Origin of the sequence: Aeromonas sp. 601039 (assembly GCF_049174415.1) — a bacterium.
GTDB classification, from domain to species: domain Bacteria; phylum Pseudomonadota; class Gammaproteobacteria; order Enterobacterales; family Aeromonadaceae; genus Aeromonas; species Aeromonas veronii_A.
Genome location: NZ_JAAKTL010000017.1, coordinates 48,485 through 65,626 on the forward strand (window position 1 = coordinate 48,485; position 17,142 = coordinate 65,626).

Annotated in this window: 14 protein-coding genes; 8 read left to right on the top strand and 6 right to left on the bottom strand. The window is 56.7% G+C overall.

All coding sequences use genetic code 11. The features are described from left to right. The first annotated feature begins 7 nt into the window (after positions 1-7). Positions 8-604: an MliC family protein gene (locus G5195_RS14575; protein WP_227274283.1), complete on the top strand. Its 597-nt coding sequence runs from the start codon at positions 8-10 to the stop codon at positions 602-604. Between the two features lie 38 nt (positions 605-642). On the opposite strand, the gene G5195_RS14580 is transcribed toward G5195_RS14575, so the two are convergent. Then, on the bottom strand, positions 643-1,818 hold the full coding sequence (locus G5195_RS14580; protein ID WP_421236262.1) for an aspartyl protease family protein: 1,176 nt from the start codon (positions 1,816-1,818) through the stop codon (positions 643-645). Positions 1,819-2,211: 393 nt separating this feature from the next. Between G5195_RS14580 and G5195_RS14585 the strand changes: the two genes are divergently transcribed. From G5195_RS14585 to G5195_RS14595, 3 genes are all read left to right on the top strand, one after another. Beyond that, a complete protein-coding gene (locus G5195_RS14585) occupies positions 2,212-2,394 on the top strand; it encodes a hypothetical protein (protein ID WP_421236263.1) in 183 nt (60 codons plus the stop codon). A gap of 56 nt (positions 2,395-2,450) precedes the next feature. After that, positions 2,451-3,266 carry a hypothetical protein gene (locus tag G5195_RS14590; RefSeq protein WP_421236264.1) on the top strand — a complete coding sequence of 272 codons (816 nt, stop codon included), beginning with the start codon at positions 2,451-2,453 and terminating at the stop codon, positions 3,264-3,266. Between the two features lie 204 nt (positions 3,267-3,470). After that, positions 3,471-3,956: a GNAT family N-acetyltransferase gene (locus G5195_RS14595; protein WP_421236265.1), complete on the top strand. Its 486-nt coding sequence runs from the start codon at positions 3,471-3,473 to the stop codon at positions 3,954-3,956. 124 nt (positions 3,957-4,080) lie between these two features. Here G5195_RS14595 and eno read toward each other — a convergent pair whose 3' ends face one another. The 5 genes from eno to rlmD form a co-directional block, all read right to left on the bottom strand. Continuing rightward, complete coding sequence (eno, locus tag G5195_RS14600) at positions 4,081-5,382, bottom strand: phosphopyruvate hydratase (protein WP_005335583.1); 1,302 nt, start codon at positions 5,380-5,382, stop codon at positions 4,081-4,083. Between the two features lie 89 nt (positions 5,383-5,471). Then, entirely contained in the window at positions 5,472-7,109 is a 1,638-nt protein-coding gene (pyrG, locus tag G5195_RS14605) for a glutamine hydrolyzing CTP synthase (RefSeq protein ID WP_005335584.1), read from the bottom strand. 141 nt (positions 7,110-7,250) lie between these two features. Then, positions 7,251-8,048, bottom strand: a complete 798-nt coding sequence (mazG, locus tag G5195_RS14610; protein WP_201995629.1) for a nucleoside triphosphate pyrophosphohydrolase — start codon at positions 8,046-8,048, stop codon at positions 7,251-7,253. Positions 8,049-8,226: 178 nt separating this feature from the next. Further along, entirely contained in the window at positions 8,227-10,440 is a 2,214-nt protein-coding gene (gene relA / locus G5195_RS14615; protein ID WP_005335588.1) for a GTP diphosphokinase, read from the bottom strand. Between the two features lie 360 nt (positions 10,441-10,800). Next, positions 10,801-12,123: a 23S rRNA (uracil(1939)-C(5))-methyltransferase RlmD gene (gene rlmD / locus G5195_RS14620; RefSeq protein ID WP_421236266.1), complete on the bottom strand. Its 1,323-nt coding sequence runs from the start codon at positions 12,121-12,123 to the stop codon at positions 10,801-10,803. A 152-nt stretch (positions 12,124-12,275) separates the two neighbouring features. Between rlmD and barA the strand changes: the two genes are divergently transcribed. The 4 genes from barA (at position 12,276) to G5195_RS14640 (ending at position 17,107) form a co-directional block, all read left to right on the top strand. Further along, on the top strand, positions 12,276-14,993 hold the full coding sequence (gene barA, locus G5195_RS14625; protein WP_421172742.1) for a two-component sensor histidine kinase BarA: 2,718 nt from the start codon (positions 12,276-12,278) through the stop codon (positions 14,991-14,993). Positions 14,994-15,082: 89 nt separating this feature from the next. Next, positions 15,083-15,562 (top strand): DUF1456 family protein, encoded by a 480-nt coding sequence (locus tag G5195_RS14630; protein ID WP_421236267.1) that lies wholly within the window; start codon positions 15,083-15,085, stop codon positions 15,560-15,562. A gap of 34 nt (positions 15,563-15,596) precedes the next feature. Further along, positions 15,597-16,484: an N-acetylmuramoyl-L-alanine amidase gene (locus G5195_RS14635; protein ID WP_421236268.1), complete on the top strand. Its 888-nt coding sequence runs from the start codon at positions 15,597-15,599 to the stop codon at positions 16,482-16,484. Between the two features lie 155 nt (positions 16,485-16,639). Further along, complete coding sequence (locus G5195_RS14640; protein WP_021229540.1) at positions 16,640-17,107, top strand: Dps family protein; 468 nt, start codon at positions 16,640-16,642, stop codon at positions 17,105-17,107. Positions 17,108-17,142 lie beyond the last annotated feature (35 nt).

A 17,142-nucleotide genomic window follows, 5' to 3' on the forward strand; every position in this document is an offset into this window, starting at 1 on the left:
TCTATCGATGAACAAGACCTTGTTTGCGACCCTGCTGTTTGCCCCTCTGCTGGCCAGTGCCGCAACCCCCTCCTTTGACTGCACCAAAGCCTCCGGGTCGGTCGAAACCCTGATCTGCAAGGATGCCGGACTGGCCGCCCTTGATAACGAACTGGCGGCACTCTACCCCAAGGCGATTGCTGCGCTCTCTCCCGAGCAGCTCAAGACAGAGCGCGCCATGCAACGCGGCTGGATCAAGGGTCGTAACGACTGCTGGAAGGGGCAGGATCTGCGCCAGTGTGTGGAGGATAACTACCTGCTGCGGATCACCGAACTGCAGATCAGCGGCGGCCAGCTGATGGTGCCGGCACCGGTCAACTACAAGTGCGGCAAGAGCGTCACTCTCTCTACCTACTTCTATAACGATGCCAAGCTGCCCGCCGCGGTGATCAACCTGAGCGAGGGCAACAAGCAGCAACAAGTGCTCGCCTATGAAGCCCCCAGCGCCAGCGGTGCCCGTTATGAAGGGCAAAATCTCACCTTCTTCACCAAGGGGGACGACGCCACGCTGGAGCGTTACGGCCAGCCAACCCTCACCTGCATGGAAAATCCGACCAAGGGCTGAGGCTCATAGGGGCGGCTCATCTTGCCGCCCCACCTTGACTAGATGGCGATATCCAGCGGTTTTCCTTCCCGCACAATTCGCAACTTGAGCGACCCCGGCTTGCCGGTGCTGAGTAGCTCACGCACCTTGTCGATATCGAGGGGACGATAAGCCACCCCGTTGATCTGCTCCAGAATGTCGCCGTTGGCCAGACCATAGGGGGCAAGATCCCGTTCATCGCTGTAGTAGACCTGCAGATGCTCGCCATCAAAACGCACCCCGATATTGCGCAGGATTGGCGGCACTTTGCGCGCCAGGCTGTCGGCGTCGTAGCAGAGCATCATCCGCCCGGGCATGATCGCAAAGCGATTGAAGCGGTTAACAAAATCCAGCCCCAGACCATACTGCTCATTGCTGTTTTCCGACACGCGCAGCTCACCGAGCTGGCGCTCATCAAAGTGCAGGCCGGTGAGGATGTGTTCACGCCCCTCCACCATACCGCTGGCGTCCACCCCTTTGCGTGGCATCGCATCTTCGCCAGAGATCGCCTTCTGGCTGGCCATAAAGTCGATAAAGGCATGATCGGCATAGCTCTGATCGGCCCCGGTATCGAGATACATGCGCACGCTGCTCTCGCCGTAGGTCAGATACACTGCCGGGGAGCGGTTGTAGCTGTCTTCATAGCCGATGCAACGCTCGAAGGTGGCTGCCGACGGAGCCGTCAGCGAAGCCGTGAGCTGATGCCTGTCGCGATCAAACACCCAGCTGAAACGGCGGATAGTGTCGATCCCGAGAATGCCATCGATACGGCTGCCAAGAGACTGGGAGAAGAGATCGAAATCAACGGTTGCCCACAGATCGCTGTCATCAATGGTGACCGATCCCAGCGAGAAGGGCTGCGGCTCAACAAAGCCAAGCTGCTCGCTGCCCAGTTGGCTCGAAACGCTGTTCACACTGGCAAAATCAGCCTGATAGGCCCTGGGCAATTCGCTTAAGGTCAGCGCCTTGAAACGGCTGGCCAGACGACGATCGATAAAGGTGATACTGGCCCCGCTATCCAGCAAAAACTGGTACTGCTCACCGGCGATGGTGACGGGGATCAGGGGCGCACTTTCGTAATGCACTGTCAGCACCGGGCCGGGTGCATTGCGCTTGGCGGATGAATCCGGGGCTGTGCAGCCTTGGACGACGAACAGGGCCAACATGGCCAGCGCCACTTTTAACTGCGACTTCATAACTCTCCTTCCCGATAGCTGATGCCCCCGCGACGCCACCACATAATGCTATCTTGTTGATTTATAGATAAATAAGCTATTTCAGCGGGGGATGCGGACAATAACAAAGAGTTTTATGCTGGTTCAAGCCGGATATGACCATGAATATTCTATGGTGATAGTTCAAGAATGGTTGTTCACGCTATCTCGGCGCGTAATCAATCTTTGGCGAGATTTGATTAATTTATTGATCTTGCACAGAAATTCTCAATATTGAGTTTTCTCCCCACAGCGCCATGGTTAATATTGCCATTTGGCAACACTTGCCTCGTCGGAGTCTCCCATGAGCCATGCCAACCCCATCCCGTTGGTGAACCGCAGCAGACTGGAGGCTGAAATTCAGGGGCGGTAGCCATGTCAGCGCTTGCCATGGCTAACGTCACACGGCGTTTCTATACAATCGTAATTGTTGTGAAAAAGAAGAGATCAAGCGAATACGTGCAGTTTCATGTGGGTAAAGATAAGAATATGATTTTAAAAATTAATTATCGCAGCCTGTATCCGGTTTTAGCGGAGTTAGATGGAAGGCTGTATTAATGTTTTAGTACCATATTCCATCTGATTACTGTTATAAGAATTGGAGAGGTTAGTCTGTGTCAATTTATCATTACACTGATTTAAACGCAGTTAAATCAATCATAGAAACTAGAAAACTGAGGTTAACAGACAGCCGATATTTGAATGACTCAAAAGAACTATCTGATGGTCTTACCTTTATTTATGACGCAATAGAAAATGGTAGTTGGTCGGAAAGTTCTAGAGCACAACGTAAAAGAGCCATTGAATATATCAAGTCTGAAATCAATGAGTACTTGCTGTATGGAACAGAAGAAGAACCCATTTTTATCTGTTCTTTTAGTTCAAAATCGGATCTCTTGAGTCAGTGGCGTTCATATGGAATGTTTGCCATTGAGTTTGAAGAACTTGACCTTGAGAATGAAGGATTCACCCTCAGGAAATGCTTATATGACAGTGATGAAAAGCGGGAAAATGCCAGACAAGCAACAAAGGAGGCTGTTTTAGGTTTAGAGTCTTTTTTTCAGAGAAATGATGGCCAGTTTTTCGGTGATGCATTTGATTTCGTTCCCAAGTTGATTGAACTAGCATCAGTTTTCAAAGACTCTGGTTTTACAGAGGAAAGTGAAATTAGACATGCTGAGGCTGTTGGAGAAAAATATCCAAAGACCATGTTCCGTGTTAAAGGTAATATTTTAGTCCCTTACATTGAAAAAGAAATTTCTCTATCTTCAATCAAGGCTATTCACGTGGGCCCAGTTCCTGATAGGAAAATGGTTGTTAACTCGTTAGAACAATACATTCGTTTTATGTGGAACAAATATGAAGGAGAATTTGGCTGGTCAGAACATCATATAGAAATAATCGAATCAAAAATACCATACCGTGGGTAAATAATTATAAAAAATGCTTGAATAGGGGCTGCCAACAAGTAGCGTTTTTATCATGCGTTGAGTTTTGTGGCTACGCTGTTATACGGAATCTTGGTAGCGATACGAGTATGTCGTGATAGTACCAATTGCCTTTATAGACCGACTTTTATACGGTCTCTTTATTCACCTATATATTTACTGGCGTAATACTACACAAGGAGATTAATGAAACCTGACTTAACCGGCACTCGGATTGTGCTGCGCACCATTGGCCCGCAGGATACTGCCGATCTGTTCGAGATTTATGGCAATCCGCTGACCATGGAGTTTGCCTCTGATCCCTGCTTTACCTCTCCCGCCATGGTGGCGCAGATGATGGCGAGCGTGGTGCGGCTGGAGCAAACGGGGGAGTCGCTGGAGTGGGCGATTGTCGAGCGGGAGGACAACAAGGTGATCGGCACCTGCGGCCTGCACAATTTCAGCGAGGCGGGCCACAGCTGCGAGGTAGGTTGCCTGCTCAATGCGGCCTATTGGCGCAGAGGGTTTATGTCGGAAGCGCTGGGATTGCTGTTCGCCCACGCCACCACACTGGGGGTCACCTGCCTCACCGCAGATATCGATGCAGATAACGTCCGTTCTATCGCTCTGTTTGAAAAGCTGGGCTTCAAGGCGCATGCAGGGCGCTATCAACGCATGCTCCCCTTTGTCTGACCCGATTACCAGAGCCACAACGCCCTCGCCTCTCAGGCCATTGTGGCAAGGCTCAGGCATAAAAAAACCGGAACCCAAGGGTTCCGGTTTTTTTCATTCCAGCCGAGGCTGGCAAACCAGCAAATTAAGCCTGGTTTTTAACTTCTTTCAGACCGCGGAAAGGAGCTTTGGCACCCAGAGCTTCTTCGATACGGATCAGCTGGTTGTACTTGGCAACACGGTCAGAACGGCTCATGGAACCGGTCTTGATCTGGCCAGCAGCGGTACCAACAGCCAGGTCGGCGATGGTAGCGTCTTCGGTCTCACCGGAGCGGTGGGAGATGACGGCAGTGTAGCCAGCGTCTTTGGCCATCTTGATGGCAGCCAGAGTTTCGGTCAGGGAACCGATCTGGTTGAACTTGATCAGGATGGAGTTGGCGATGCCGTTGTCGATACCGCGCTTCAGGATCTTGGTGTTGGTTACGAACAGGTCGTCACCAACGATCTGAATTTTCTTGCCCAGTTCAGCAGTCTGGTAGGCGAAACCTTCCCAGTCAGATTCGTCCAGGCCATCTTCGATGGAGACGATCGGGAACTTGGTGGTCAGGTCAGCCAGGAAGTCGGAGAAACCGTTGGAGGTGAAGACACGACCTTCGCCTTTCAGGTTGTACTCTTTCTTCTCTGCGTCGTAGAACTCGGAAGCAGCGCAGTCCATAGCCAGGGTGATGTCGGTGCCCAGTTTGTAACCGGCAGCGGCAACGGCTTCAGCGATAACTTCCAGCGCTTCGGCGTTGGATTTCAGGTTCGGAGCGAAACCACCTTCGTCACCAACTGCAGTGTTGTAGCCCTTGGACTTCAGCACTTTGGCCAGGTTGTGGAACACTTCTGCGCCCATGCGAACGGCTTCTTTCAGGGTCTTGGCGCCAACCGGCTGGATCATGAACTCCTGGATGTCGACGTTGTTGTCGGCGTGCTCACCACCGTTGATGATGTTCATCATCGGCAGCGGCATGGAGTAAACACCCGGGGTGCCGTTCAGCTCGGCGATGTGGGCGTACAGCGGCATGCCTTTGGCAGCTGCGGCAGCTTTGGCGTTAGCCAGGGAAACAGCCAGGATGGCGTTGGCGCCGAACTTGGATTTGTTCTCGGTACCGTCGAGGTCGATCATGATCTGGTCGACAGTGGCCTGGTCCTTGGCATCTTTACCCAGCAGAGCTTGAGCGATCGGGCCGTTTACGGCTTCGATGGCTTTCAGCACGCCTTTACCCAGGAAACGGCTCTTGTCGCCGTCACGCAGTTCCAGCGCTTCGCGGGAACCGGTAGACGCGCCAGACGGAGCGGCTGCCATACCAACAAAACCACCTTCCAGGTGAACTTCGGCCTCAACGGTCGGGTTACCACGGGAGTCGATGATTTCACGACCGATCACTTTAACGATCTTGGACATGTGTATTTCCTCAGGTTTCGTAAAAAAACAACAAAAATATGCCAAAAAAAGCGGCTGTGGCACAGTGCCCCAACCGCATTTATTTTCAATTACTTCAAATTACGCTTCTGATACTCGCCTGCCGCCTTCACAAAACCGGCGAACAGAGCGTGGCCATCACGAGGAGTAGAGGTGAACTCCGGGTGGAACTGCGCAGCCACGAACCAGGGGTGATCCGGGATCTCGATGATTTCCACCAACTTCTTGTCGGCGGAGAGACCGGTCACTTTCAGACCTGCCGCTTCAATCTGCGGCAGCAGCTTGTTGTTTACTTCGTAACGGTGGCGGTGACGCTCGTAAATGGTCGGGCTACCGTACATCTGACGCACTTTGGAATCTTCGACCAGGTGGCAGAGCTGGGAACCCAGACGCATGGTACCGCCCAGATCGGACTTCTCGGTACGGGTCTCGACGTTGCCCTCTTCATCCACCCACTCGGTGATGAGGCCGACGACCGGATAGGCGCAATCTTTCTTGAATTCTGAGGAGTGAGCCCCTTCCATGCCCGCTACGTTGCGAGCGAATTCGATCATGGCAACCTGCATGCCGAGGCAGATACCCAAGTAGGGGATCTTGTTCTCGCGGGCATACTGGGCAGCCAGAATTTTGCCTTCCACACCGCGCTCACCGAAGCCACCCGGCACCAGGATCGCGTCCAGACCTTCCAGCAGCTCGGCGCCACGGGTCTCGATGTCCTGAGAGTCGATGTACTTGATGTTGACGGAGTGACGGGTCTTGAGACCACCGTGCTTGAGCGCCTCGTTGACGGACTTGTAGGCGTCCGGCAGGGAGACGTACTTGCCGACCATACCGATGGTTACTTCACCAGTCGGGTTGGCCTCTTCGTAGATAACCTGTTCCCACTCGGACAAGTCAGCTTCTTTGCACTCCAGACCGAAACGCTCGGTGAAGTAGGAGTCCAGATTCTGGGATTTCAGCAGCGCCGGGATCTTATAGATGGAGTCGACGTCTTTCATGGAGATGACGGCGCGCTCGGGCACGTTGCAGAACAGGGCGATCTTGGCGCGCTCGTTGGCCGGAATGGCACGGTCGGAGCGGCAGATCAGCACATCCGGCTGGATACCGATGGAGAGCAGCTCTTTGACGGAGTGCTGGGTCGGCTTGGTCTTCACTTCACCGGCAGCAGCCAGGTAAGGAACCAGCGTCAGGTGCATGAACATGGCATTGTTGCGGCCCACTTCGGCAGCCAGCTGACGAATGGCTTCGAGGAATGGCAGGGACTCGATGTCACCTACGGTACCGCCCACTTCGACGATGGCAACCTGATGGCCTTCGGCACCGGCAATCACCCGCTCTTTGATGGCGTTGGTGATGTGCGGGATAACCTGAATGGTGGCGCCCAGATAGTCACCACGACGCTCTTTACGCAATACGTCGGCGTAGATACGGCCGGTGGTAAAGTTGTTGCGACGGGTCATCTTGGTTCGGATGAAACGCTCGTAGTGGCCCAAATCCAGATCGGTTTCGGCCCCGTCCTCGGTTACGAACACTTCACCATGCTGGGTCGGGCTCATGGTGCCCGGATCCACGTTGATGTACGGGTCCAGTTTCATGATGGTCACATCCAGACCACGGGCTTCCAGAATGGCTGCCAGAGAAGCTGCGGCAATGCCTTTGCCGAGGGATGAAACAACGCCACCAGTAACAAAAATATATTTGGTCGTCATGCTGAACCTGAAAGAAGTTTAGGGAATTTTAAGGGGTGCTTCGGGGATGAAGCAGGACGGGGAAACAGTATACCAAAAACCCCTCTCCCAAACAATGAGCAAAAATCTATCAGGCTCACCGCCCCCCCATCTTGCGCCAAATCAACTTTGCTCGGTTTCCTTCGCCTTATCCCAGGCGGCATCGAGCTTTTCGAGGGTGCAATCGGTCATTTTCAAGCCTTCTGCGGCGATTATCTGCTCAACCTGACGAAAACGACGTTCGAACTTGGCGTTGGCACCGCGCAGCACCTGCTCCGGATCCTTGCCCAGATGACGCACCAGATTGACGGTGGCAAACAGCAGGTCGCCGAGCTCGTCGCTCACCCGCGCCTCGTCCACATCGGCCATCAATGCCTCTTCCATTACCTCGTCGATCTCCTCGTGGATCTTGTCCACCACAGGCCCCAACGTCTTCCAGTCAAAACCGACGGTGGCGCAACGTTTCTGAATTTTGGCGGCGCGGGTCAGGGCAGGCAGCGAGAGCGGGATATCATCCAGCACGCTCTCTTTGTCGAGGGCCGCTCGCTCTTTGGCTTTTTCTGCCTCCCAGTTCGCTTTTACCGCCTGCTCGTTGGAGAGATCTGCATCGGAAAAAACGTGGGGGTGACGGCGAATGAGCTTTTCGCTCACCGTATCGACGATATCGGCGAAGTCGAACAAGCCCCGCTCTTTACCCAGCTGGGCGTAGAACACCACCTGAAACAGCAAATCCCCCAGCTCCCCTTTTAGCCCCTGCCAATCCTCGGTCTCGATGGCATCGGCCACTTCGTAGGCCTCTTCCAGGGTGTGCGGCACTATGGTCTGGAAGTCCTGTTTCAGATCCCAGGGGCAGCCGTTTTGCGGGTCACGCAGACGAGCCATGATGTCGAGCAGTTGGGGCAGATCGTAACGTTGGGACATGGGCTACTCACTTTCGATTCGTTAAATGGGGATGAAGCGACATCAGACCGCGCAGTCGAGCAATCTCATGTCGAACAGTTGGGAGAGGTCATAACGTTGGGACATGGGATATTCGCTTTCAATTCGTTCAAAAAGGGTCGTAAATACAGACCGGCCACTGGGGCCGGTCGGTTCGATATCAAAGCCGCTTGGCGCTGATCACGTCGTTAAGCTGACTGAGCTTGGCCAACGCCCGGTTGAAGGCGTTGATGTTGTAAATCTCCAGCTCCATGTCAATCTCAGCGGTCTGCTCGCGCACGTTGGAGCGTGAGCGCACCCCCATCACATTGATCTTCTCGTTGGCCAGCACTGTGGTGATATCGCGCAGCAAGCCGGAGCGATCGTTGGAGATGATCCGGATGGTGAGGCCGTAGCCGCCGGAGTAGTTCTCCCCCCACACCGCATCGATCAGCCGCTCCGGATTGCGACGTGACAACTCCTTGAGCTGCTCGCAATCTTCCCGGTGGATCGAAACGCCACGGCCCATGGTGATAAAGCCCTGAATGGAGTCCCCTGGAATGGGCTGGCAGCAGCGGGCAATATGGGTCATCAAGTTGCCGACCCCTTCCACCACTATGTGATCTTTGGGCTTGTGGCGCATCGGCGCATTGGCCTTCTGCTCCAGCTTCTCCAGCAGGCGGCGATCTTCCTCTTCCGCCGTCGGCTTGTTGTAGCAGGTGTCGAGATAGTTGAGCACCTGGTTGATGCGGATATCGCCGCTGCCGATACCAGCCAGCAGATCGTCAGTGCTCTCCAGATTGAAACGCCGCAGCATGTTGCCCTTGTCGATCTTGGACATGCTGAGGTTGTGGCGATCCAGCTCCTTCTCGAACAGCTCGCGACCGGCCACGATATTCTTGTCCCGATCCAGTTTTCTGAACCAGGTCGCCACCTTGGCCCTCGCCCGGCTGGAGCGCAGGAAGCCGGCGTTGGGGTTCATCCAGTCGCGGCTCGGGTTCGGCTCTTTCTGGGTGATCACCTCCACCTGATCGCCGGTCTGCAGCGCGTAGGTAAAAGGCACGATGCGGCCATCAATCTTGGCGCCGATGCAGCGGTGACCGATCATGCTGTGGACGTGATAGGCAAAATCAAGCGGGGTAGCGCCAGCGGGCAGGTCGATCACATCCCCTTTCGGGGTGAAGACGTAGACTCTGTCCTCGAACACCTGACTGCGCAGATCTTCCAGCAGGGAGCCGCTCTCGGAGAGATCTTCCTGCCAGGCGAGCAGCTTGCGCAGCCACTCGATCTTGTCTTCGAAGGTGTTGGCCTTGCCGCCTGCCTGTGCCCCTTCCTTGTAGCGCCAGTGCGCCGCGACGCCGAGTTCGGCATCCTGATGCATCTGGTCAGTACGGATCTGGATCTCTACTGTCTTGCCCTCCGGCCCCACCACTACGGTGTGGATCGACTGATAGCCGTTGGGTTTGGGGTTGGCGACATAGTCGTCAAACTCGCGGGGAATGTGGTGGAACTGGGTGTGGACTATGCCGAGCGCCGCATAGCAATCCTGCAGCCGCTTGGTCACTACCCGCACCGCGCGCACGTCGAACAACTCGTTGAACTCGAGGTGCTTCTTCTGCATCTTGCGCCAGATGCTGTAGATGTGTTTCGGCCGACCGTACACCTCGGCGTCAACTCCCGCCTCTTTCAGGCCATTACGCAGGGATTGCACAAACTCGCGGATGTAGCGCTCGCGGTCAAGCCGCTTCTCGTCGAGCTGCTTGGCGATCTGTTTGTAGGTATCCGGGTGCAGGTAACGGAAGGCGAGATCTTCCAGCTCCCACTTGAGCTGGCCGATGCCCAGACGGTTGGCGAGCGGCGCATAGATGTTGGTGATCTCCTGGGCCATCAGCACCCGGGTCTCTTCATCTGCCGTCTTCGCTTCCCGCAGGCAGGCGATCCGCTCCGCCAGCTTGATCACCACGGCGCGCACATCCTCGACCATGGCGAGCAACATGCGACGCACGTTGTCGACCTGCTCCGGCGAGGTTTCGCTGCGATGGAGGGTTTGCAGGGAGCGGATGGCTTCCATCTCCAGCACCCCTTCCACCAGCTTGGCGATCTTGGAGCCAAAGTCCTCGTCCATCCGCTCCTGGCTGATGAGACCGGCTTCGACGAAGGGGTAGATGATGGCCGCTTTGAGAGTGCCGATATCCATGCTGAGCATCTGCAGGATGCCCACCATTTCGATGCCGCGTACCAGCAGCTTGCTGGTCAGCGCCTCGTCACCGAGCGTCAGACAATACTGGTAGACGGTTCGCAGCTGATCCTTTTCACTGTCACTCAAGGAGAGCGAGCTGACCCACTCTTCCAGGGTGAAGTTATCTTTCAAATGAATATCGCGAACCGCAACCATGGTATCAATCCTTTAAATTATCGGGCCGAAAGCTGTCACTTTCTCCCCTCATGAGATTGCCTCAAATGGGGATATCCAGCGCACTTTTCAAGGCATATTGTCCAGAAAGACAATAGAGCGCGCCAACAGGCCCTGCCGAACGACGAGGGTCTAGATTACCCCAATCACACCAGCTCAAACAGCCACAGACATGCCAGATTACACATCCGCATCGCCGTACTGATGGCAGGATTACTTCATATACACACCAGCTCAAACAGCCGCAGACATGCCAGATTACATATCCGCATATACACACCTGCTCAAAGAGTAACGAACATGCCGGATGACCTATCCGGCATCGCCGAACTGATGAGTCATTTACTCCCGTTCAAACAGCGCCATGGACTCCAGATGACCGGTGTGAGGGAACATGTCGAGCATGCCGAGGCGCACCAGACGGTAACCCCCTTTCACCAGCACCTGACTGTCCCGCGCCAGGGTGACCGGGTTACAGGAGACGTAGACCACCCGCTTGGGTGAAAGTTTCACGACGTGTCCCATCACTTCCAGCGCGCCGGGGCGAGCCGGATCCAGCAGCACCAGATCAAACCCTTCCCGCGCCCAGGACATGCCGACAATGTCATCGCTCAGGTCGGCTTTGTAGAAACGCGCATTGGTGATGCCGTTGCGACGGGCGTTCTCTTCGGCCCGCTGCACCATGGCCAGTTCACCTTCCACACCCACCACTTCGCGAGCCTGACGGGCCAGCGGCAGGGTGAAGTTGCCGATACCGCAGAAGAGATCGAGCACCTTGTCATCCTTGCTCGCCCCGAGCCATGTCAGCGCCTGCTCAACCATGCTCTGGTTGATGGGGCCGTTGACCTGAATGAAGTCACCGGGAGCAAATGCAAGAGACAGGCCATCCAGCGAGTAGGATGGGGAAAATTGTTGCTGCAGCGCTTCGATGCGATCATCCGCCGCCTGCAGATAGAGGTCGCTCCCCTGCGCTTTGGCAAACTCCACCAGCAGGGCGCGGTCCGCCTCATTGGGACGGCCAGTATGGCGCAGCAGCATCATGATCCCCTGCTCGGCCTGGATTAGCTCCGCATGGCCCAGCTCGCGCTGGCTCTTGAGGCGATTGAGGCATTCACGCAGCGGGGCAATCAGCGCAGAGAGCGGCTCGGCCAGTACCGGGCACCCTTCGATTTCCACCAGATCGTTGCTGTTGCGACGGCGGAAACCGACCCGGGTGCAGCGACCGTTCTTGTCAAATTTGATGGCCAGACGACAGACCCGGCGGTAGGCACGATCTTCACCGGTCAGTACCGGCTCCAGCGCCGGCGCCTTGATGTTGCCCAACCGCTCGAACAGGCTGACCAGTCCGGCCGCCTTGGCGGCTTGCTGATCGGCAACCGACATGTGCTGGGCACTGCAACCGCCGCACTCGCGATAGTGGCTGCAGAAGGGGGCGATACGGTTGGCTGCCGGGGTCACCACCTGTTGCAAGGCGGCGTGACCATACTGCTTTTTCTCTTCGGTGATGCGTGCCTTGACGGTCTCGCCGGGCAGTGCCCCTTCGACGAAGATCGCCTTGCCCTGATGGCGACCGATACCGACGCAGTGGTGATCGAGGGTGTCTATTGTAAATTCAATACGTTGGAGCTGGGTGGACTTCTTTTGGGGCTTGAAAAACTGGGCCATAAAACTTGGTGCCTATAGGTGGCTATGTCATGATTGTGGAATCTGCTGCCGGTATTGTCCCACAAGAATAATAGTATGACCAAATACGGCCACAGAGCCCGTGTATTGCCATCAACCCTATCGCCAACCCTGTTCACTGGTGGCCTGTTCGTATGACCAAATATGGCCTGAGAGCACGCGTTCTCGCCTTCACCATCCTGCCAACCCTGATCATCGGTGGCCTGATGGCCGGTTACTTCACCTTCCACCGCTACCAGCAGCTGGAAAACAACCTCATTGATCAGGGGATCAACATTATCGAACCGCTGGCGATCGCCAGTGAATACGGGATGACCCAGCACAGTCGAGAATCCCTCAAGCGGCTCATTGGCCTGACCCATCGCAAGAACTCCCCCTTCATCAAGTCCATCGCTGTCTTCACCCAGGACAACCAGCTGTTCGTTACCTCGAACTACCACCGGGATTTCACCCGGCTCAGGCTGCCCGATGGCGAGCCCATTCCGGATCTGACCAGCGTGACGTTTCAGGGGGACGACATCATTTTGCGCACCCCGATCCAGGCTGAAACCAGTCTGGATGGCTTCCCGCTGCCCAGCGATGTAGAGCCGCCGATGATCGGCTACATCTCGATGCAGATGGCGACCGACAGGGCCATGCTGCTGCAATACCGCGACACCTTCTTTGCGGTGATCATGGTGCTCATCGGGGTCGCCTTCAGTACCCTGTTTGGCTTCCGGCTGGTCAAGAGCGTGACCCAGCCCATCACCAACATGGTGCAGGCAGTGCACAAAATCAGGGAGGGGCGGCTCGATACCCGGGTCAGCGGCCAGCTCACCGGCGAGCTGGATATGCTGAAAAATGGCATCAACGCCATGGCCAAGGCGCTCTCCGAATATCACGAAGAGATGCAGCAGAATATCGATCAGGCCACCTCTGACCTGCGCGAAACCCTGGAGCAGATCGAGATCCAGAACGTCGAGCTCGACATGGCCAAGAAGCGGGCGCAGGAGGCGGCGCGGGTCAAGTCGGAGTTTCTGGCCAACATGTCCCACGAGCTTCGTACACCGCTCAACGGGGTCATCGGTTTTACCCGCCAGCTGCTGAAAACCAGCCTGACCCCGAGCCAGACCGACTACATGCAGACCATCGAGAAGTCGGCGCGCAACCTGCTTGGCATCATCAACGACATCCTCGACTTCTCTAAGCTGGAAGCGGGCAAGCTGCAGCTGGAACATATCCCGTTCAGCCTGCGCGACACCCTCAACGAGACCATGCACCTGCTCGGCCCCAGCGCCCACGACAAACAACTGGAGCTCTCCCTGCGGGTGGATGCCGATGTACCGGACTACCTCACCGGCGACCCCATGCGTCTGCAACAGGTGCTGACCAACCTCACCGGCAACGCCATCAAGTTCACCGAACAGGGCAACGTGGATGTCCATATCGAGCAGACCGGCAGTGGCAACCACAAGGTGAGGCTCAACGTCCAGATCCGCGATACCGGCATCGGCATCTCCCAGGAGCAGCAACATCAGCTGTTCCAGGCCTTCAATCAGGCCGACTCCTCCATCTCCCGCCGTTATGGCGGCACAGGCCTAGGCCTCGTTATCACCCAGAAGCTGGTGCAGCAGATGGGCGGCCAGATCCGCTTTGAATCGGAGCTCGGCAAGGGCTCCATCTTCTCCTTCAGTCTGGATGTGGAGGTCTCCCCCCTGCCCCAGACCGATCAACTGCCGCTGGATCGGATCCGTGGCAAACGGCTCTGGCTGCTGGAGCCGGATCCCTTCGCGCAAGCCTCCCTGCTCGCCCTGCTGGCGGAGTGGCACCTCGACGTGCACCCACTGACCAGCGATGATCCCTGGCCCGAGATGAGCGAGCAGGAGATGGTGATCATCGGCAGCAGCACCCTGCATACGCCGCAGCAGGTGCTCGGCCGTCTCGACAGACTGAACGGCCAGCAGCAGAACACCATAGTACTGCTCAGCAGCCACGAGCCGGCGCTCTATGAAGCGATGCTGGCCCATGGCGCCCAGCACTGTCTCTCCAAACCGGTCAACCACCGCAAGCTGCTGCACGCCCTGCTCTCGCCGGAATCGAGCCGCCAGAAGCTGCCTGCGCAACCTGCGCCGCGCCAGTTGCAGCCCATCAAGGTGCTGGCGGTGGATGACAACGCCGCCAACCTCAAGCTGATCGCCGCCATGCTCAAGGATATGGTGAGTCAGGTGGTGGTGTGCAAAAACGGCAAGGAGGCGGTCAAGCAGGCCCAGAGCCAGCCGTTCGACATCATCTTCATGGATATCCAGATGCCGGTCATGGATGGCATCAGTGCCACCCAGGCGATCCGCAACCAGTCCCTCAACACCACCACCCCGATCGTGGCGGTGACCGCCCACGCCATCCCCGGAGAACGGGAGCGACTGATCAGGCAGGGGATGGACGACTATCTGGCCAAACCCATCGACGAGAGCATGCTGGCCCAGCTCATCACCGACTTTGCCCATCGCCGTCACCAGAATAATGGTGCCCAACAGATCGACTGGGCACTGGCGGTGCGGCAGGCGGCGGGGAAAGAGCATCTCGCCAGAGAGATGCTGACCATGCTGCTGGCCAGTTTTGACGAGGTCGAGCCGGTGTTGGATAGCGCGCTGGCTGGCGAAATTGAAGATAGCGAGGTGCTGGCCCAGCTCCATCGCCTCAACGGCGGCTGTGCCTATTCCGGGGTACCGGGACTGCAACGGCTGCTCTCCCAGCTGGAGCAACAGCTGCGTGACGGCGTGCCGGTGAGCGAGCTGGAACCCGAGCTGCTGGAGCTGCAAGATGCGCTGGAACTGGTGCGCCAGGAGGCGCCCCGTTATCTCGGCAAGGCTTGATGAGCTTGACCTGAACTGTATCGGCCCCCGCTTTTTCTGACGCGCGGGCTGCCAGATGGTAAAGTTGCGCCGTTTACACAGGAGTCAGCATGACCAACAACGATATTCTGCGCCGTCTGCGCTACGCCCTCACCATCAGCAACGACCAGATGGTCGAGATGTTTGCCAAGGGCAACCTGACGGTCACTCACGCCCAGCTGCACAGCTGGTTGATGAAAGAGGCGGCGGAAGGTGAAGAGCAAGAGGCAGGCTATGTCGCCTGTCCCGACTCGGCCCTGAGCCAGTTCCTCGACGGTTTCATCATCGCCCGCCGCGGCGTGCGGGAAGATGCACCGCCCCAGGTGATCCCGAACCGGATCAACAACAACATGATCCTGCGCAAGCTGCGCATCGGCCTCAACTTCAAGGAAGAGGACATGCTCGGCGCCCTCAAGCTCGCCGACTTCAACCTCTCCAAGTCCGAGCTCAGTGCCCTGTTCCGCTCCAAGGATCACAAGCACTATCAGGATTGCGGGGATCAGATCCTGCGCAACTTCCTGATCGGTCTCACTGCCAAATACCGCGGCTAACCAGCCGCGCGACTGACCAGACAGGACCTTCGACATGTGCCAGCGACTCACTCCTCCCACGTTCAGCAGACTGACTGTGGCAGGGGGATGGCGCTGGCGCTCTCTTCTTCCCCTCTTCTTTCTGCCACTGGTTCTGCTGCTGAGCGCCTGCACACCGTCCGAGTACCAGCTATCTACCCGCTATCAGAGTGCCAACCAGAACGAGCGGATCGCCTTTCTGATCCTCCACTACACCGATGAAGATGATGCCAATTCCCTGCGCCTCTTGACCGAGCCGGAGCACAAGGTAAGCGCCCACTACCTGATCCCCCGCGACAGCCACAAAACACCGCTCACCGTCTATCAGCTGGTGCCAGACAGCGCGCGCGCCTGGCATGCGGGACGCAGCCGCTGGCACCAATATGCCGGGCTCAATGCCAGCTCTCTTGGCATCGAGATCGTCAACCTCGGCTATCCAGCGGAAGATGAGCCGCTGGCCCCCGATGCGCGGCGCTGGCAACCCTATACCCCGCAGCAGATTGCCGCCGTCGGCGCCCTCAGTCGGGAGCTGGTCGCCCGCTACCAGATTCCACCGCCCCAGGTGCTGGGCCACAGCGATGTCGCCCCCGAGCGCAAGCAGGATCCCGGCCCCCACTTCCCCTGGCGCCAGCTCTATCTGACGTACGGAGTCGGCGCCTGGCCAGATGAAGGTCGGGTGGCCGAGTTACTGGCCAGCCCCTTGCCCGATTGGGATGCGGCCATGTGGCAGCAGCAGCTGGCCCGCTATGGCTATGGCCTGCCCCGGAGCGGCCAGTGGGATGAGCAGAGCCACGCCGTCATGGGCGCCTTTCAGCTCCACTTTCGCGCCAGCAAGGTCGATAGCAAACCGGACCGCGAGTGCCAGGCCATCCTGATGGCGCTGCTCGAAAAATACTTCCCCTAATCCTCATCTATTGTCACCGTTGCTGCGTACTGTTTGATAGCCGTTAGCTATCAAACAGTTAGGCACAAGCAATTGTCCCTGCATTTTGCAAGGCGTTATTCTGACTGCGTTCCGAAAGAGAATTTCAAACCGATTTCCAAATCTGGAGGTGAATGATGAAAAGCCCGATTGGTCTTGATACTGCTCAATCACAAGCCCTGGCAGCCGAGTTGAACAAATTGCTGGCCAGCTACCAGATCCTCTACATGAACGTGCGCGGCTTCCACTGGAATATCCGTGGCAACCAGTTCTTCGAACTGCACCTGAAATTTGAAGAGATTTACAACGACCTGCTGTTGAAAGTCGATGCACTGGCCGAGCGGATCCTGACCCTGGATGGCGTGCCAATGCACAGCTTCAGCGACTATCTGAAAGTCTCTGCCATCCCGGAGCAAAAAGGGCTGCACGATGGCCGCGCCTGTGTCGAATCCCTGCTGGAGAGCTTCCGCGAACTGCTGGTCGCCCAGCGCCGTATTCTGGGTCAAGCAGCCGAAGCCGGTGATGAGGGCACTGCCTCCATCCTCTCCGACTATGTGCAGCAGCAGGAAAAACTGGTCTGGATGCTGCGCGCTTATCTGGCCTGATAGTGAACCAAGCCGACTACAGCGTACGTATGCTG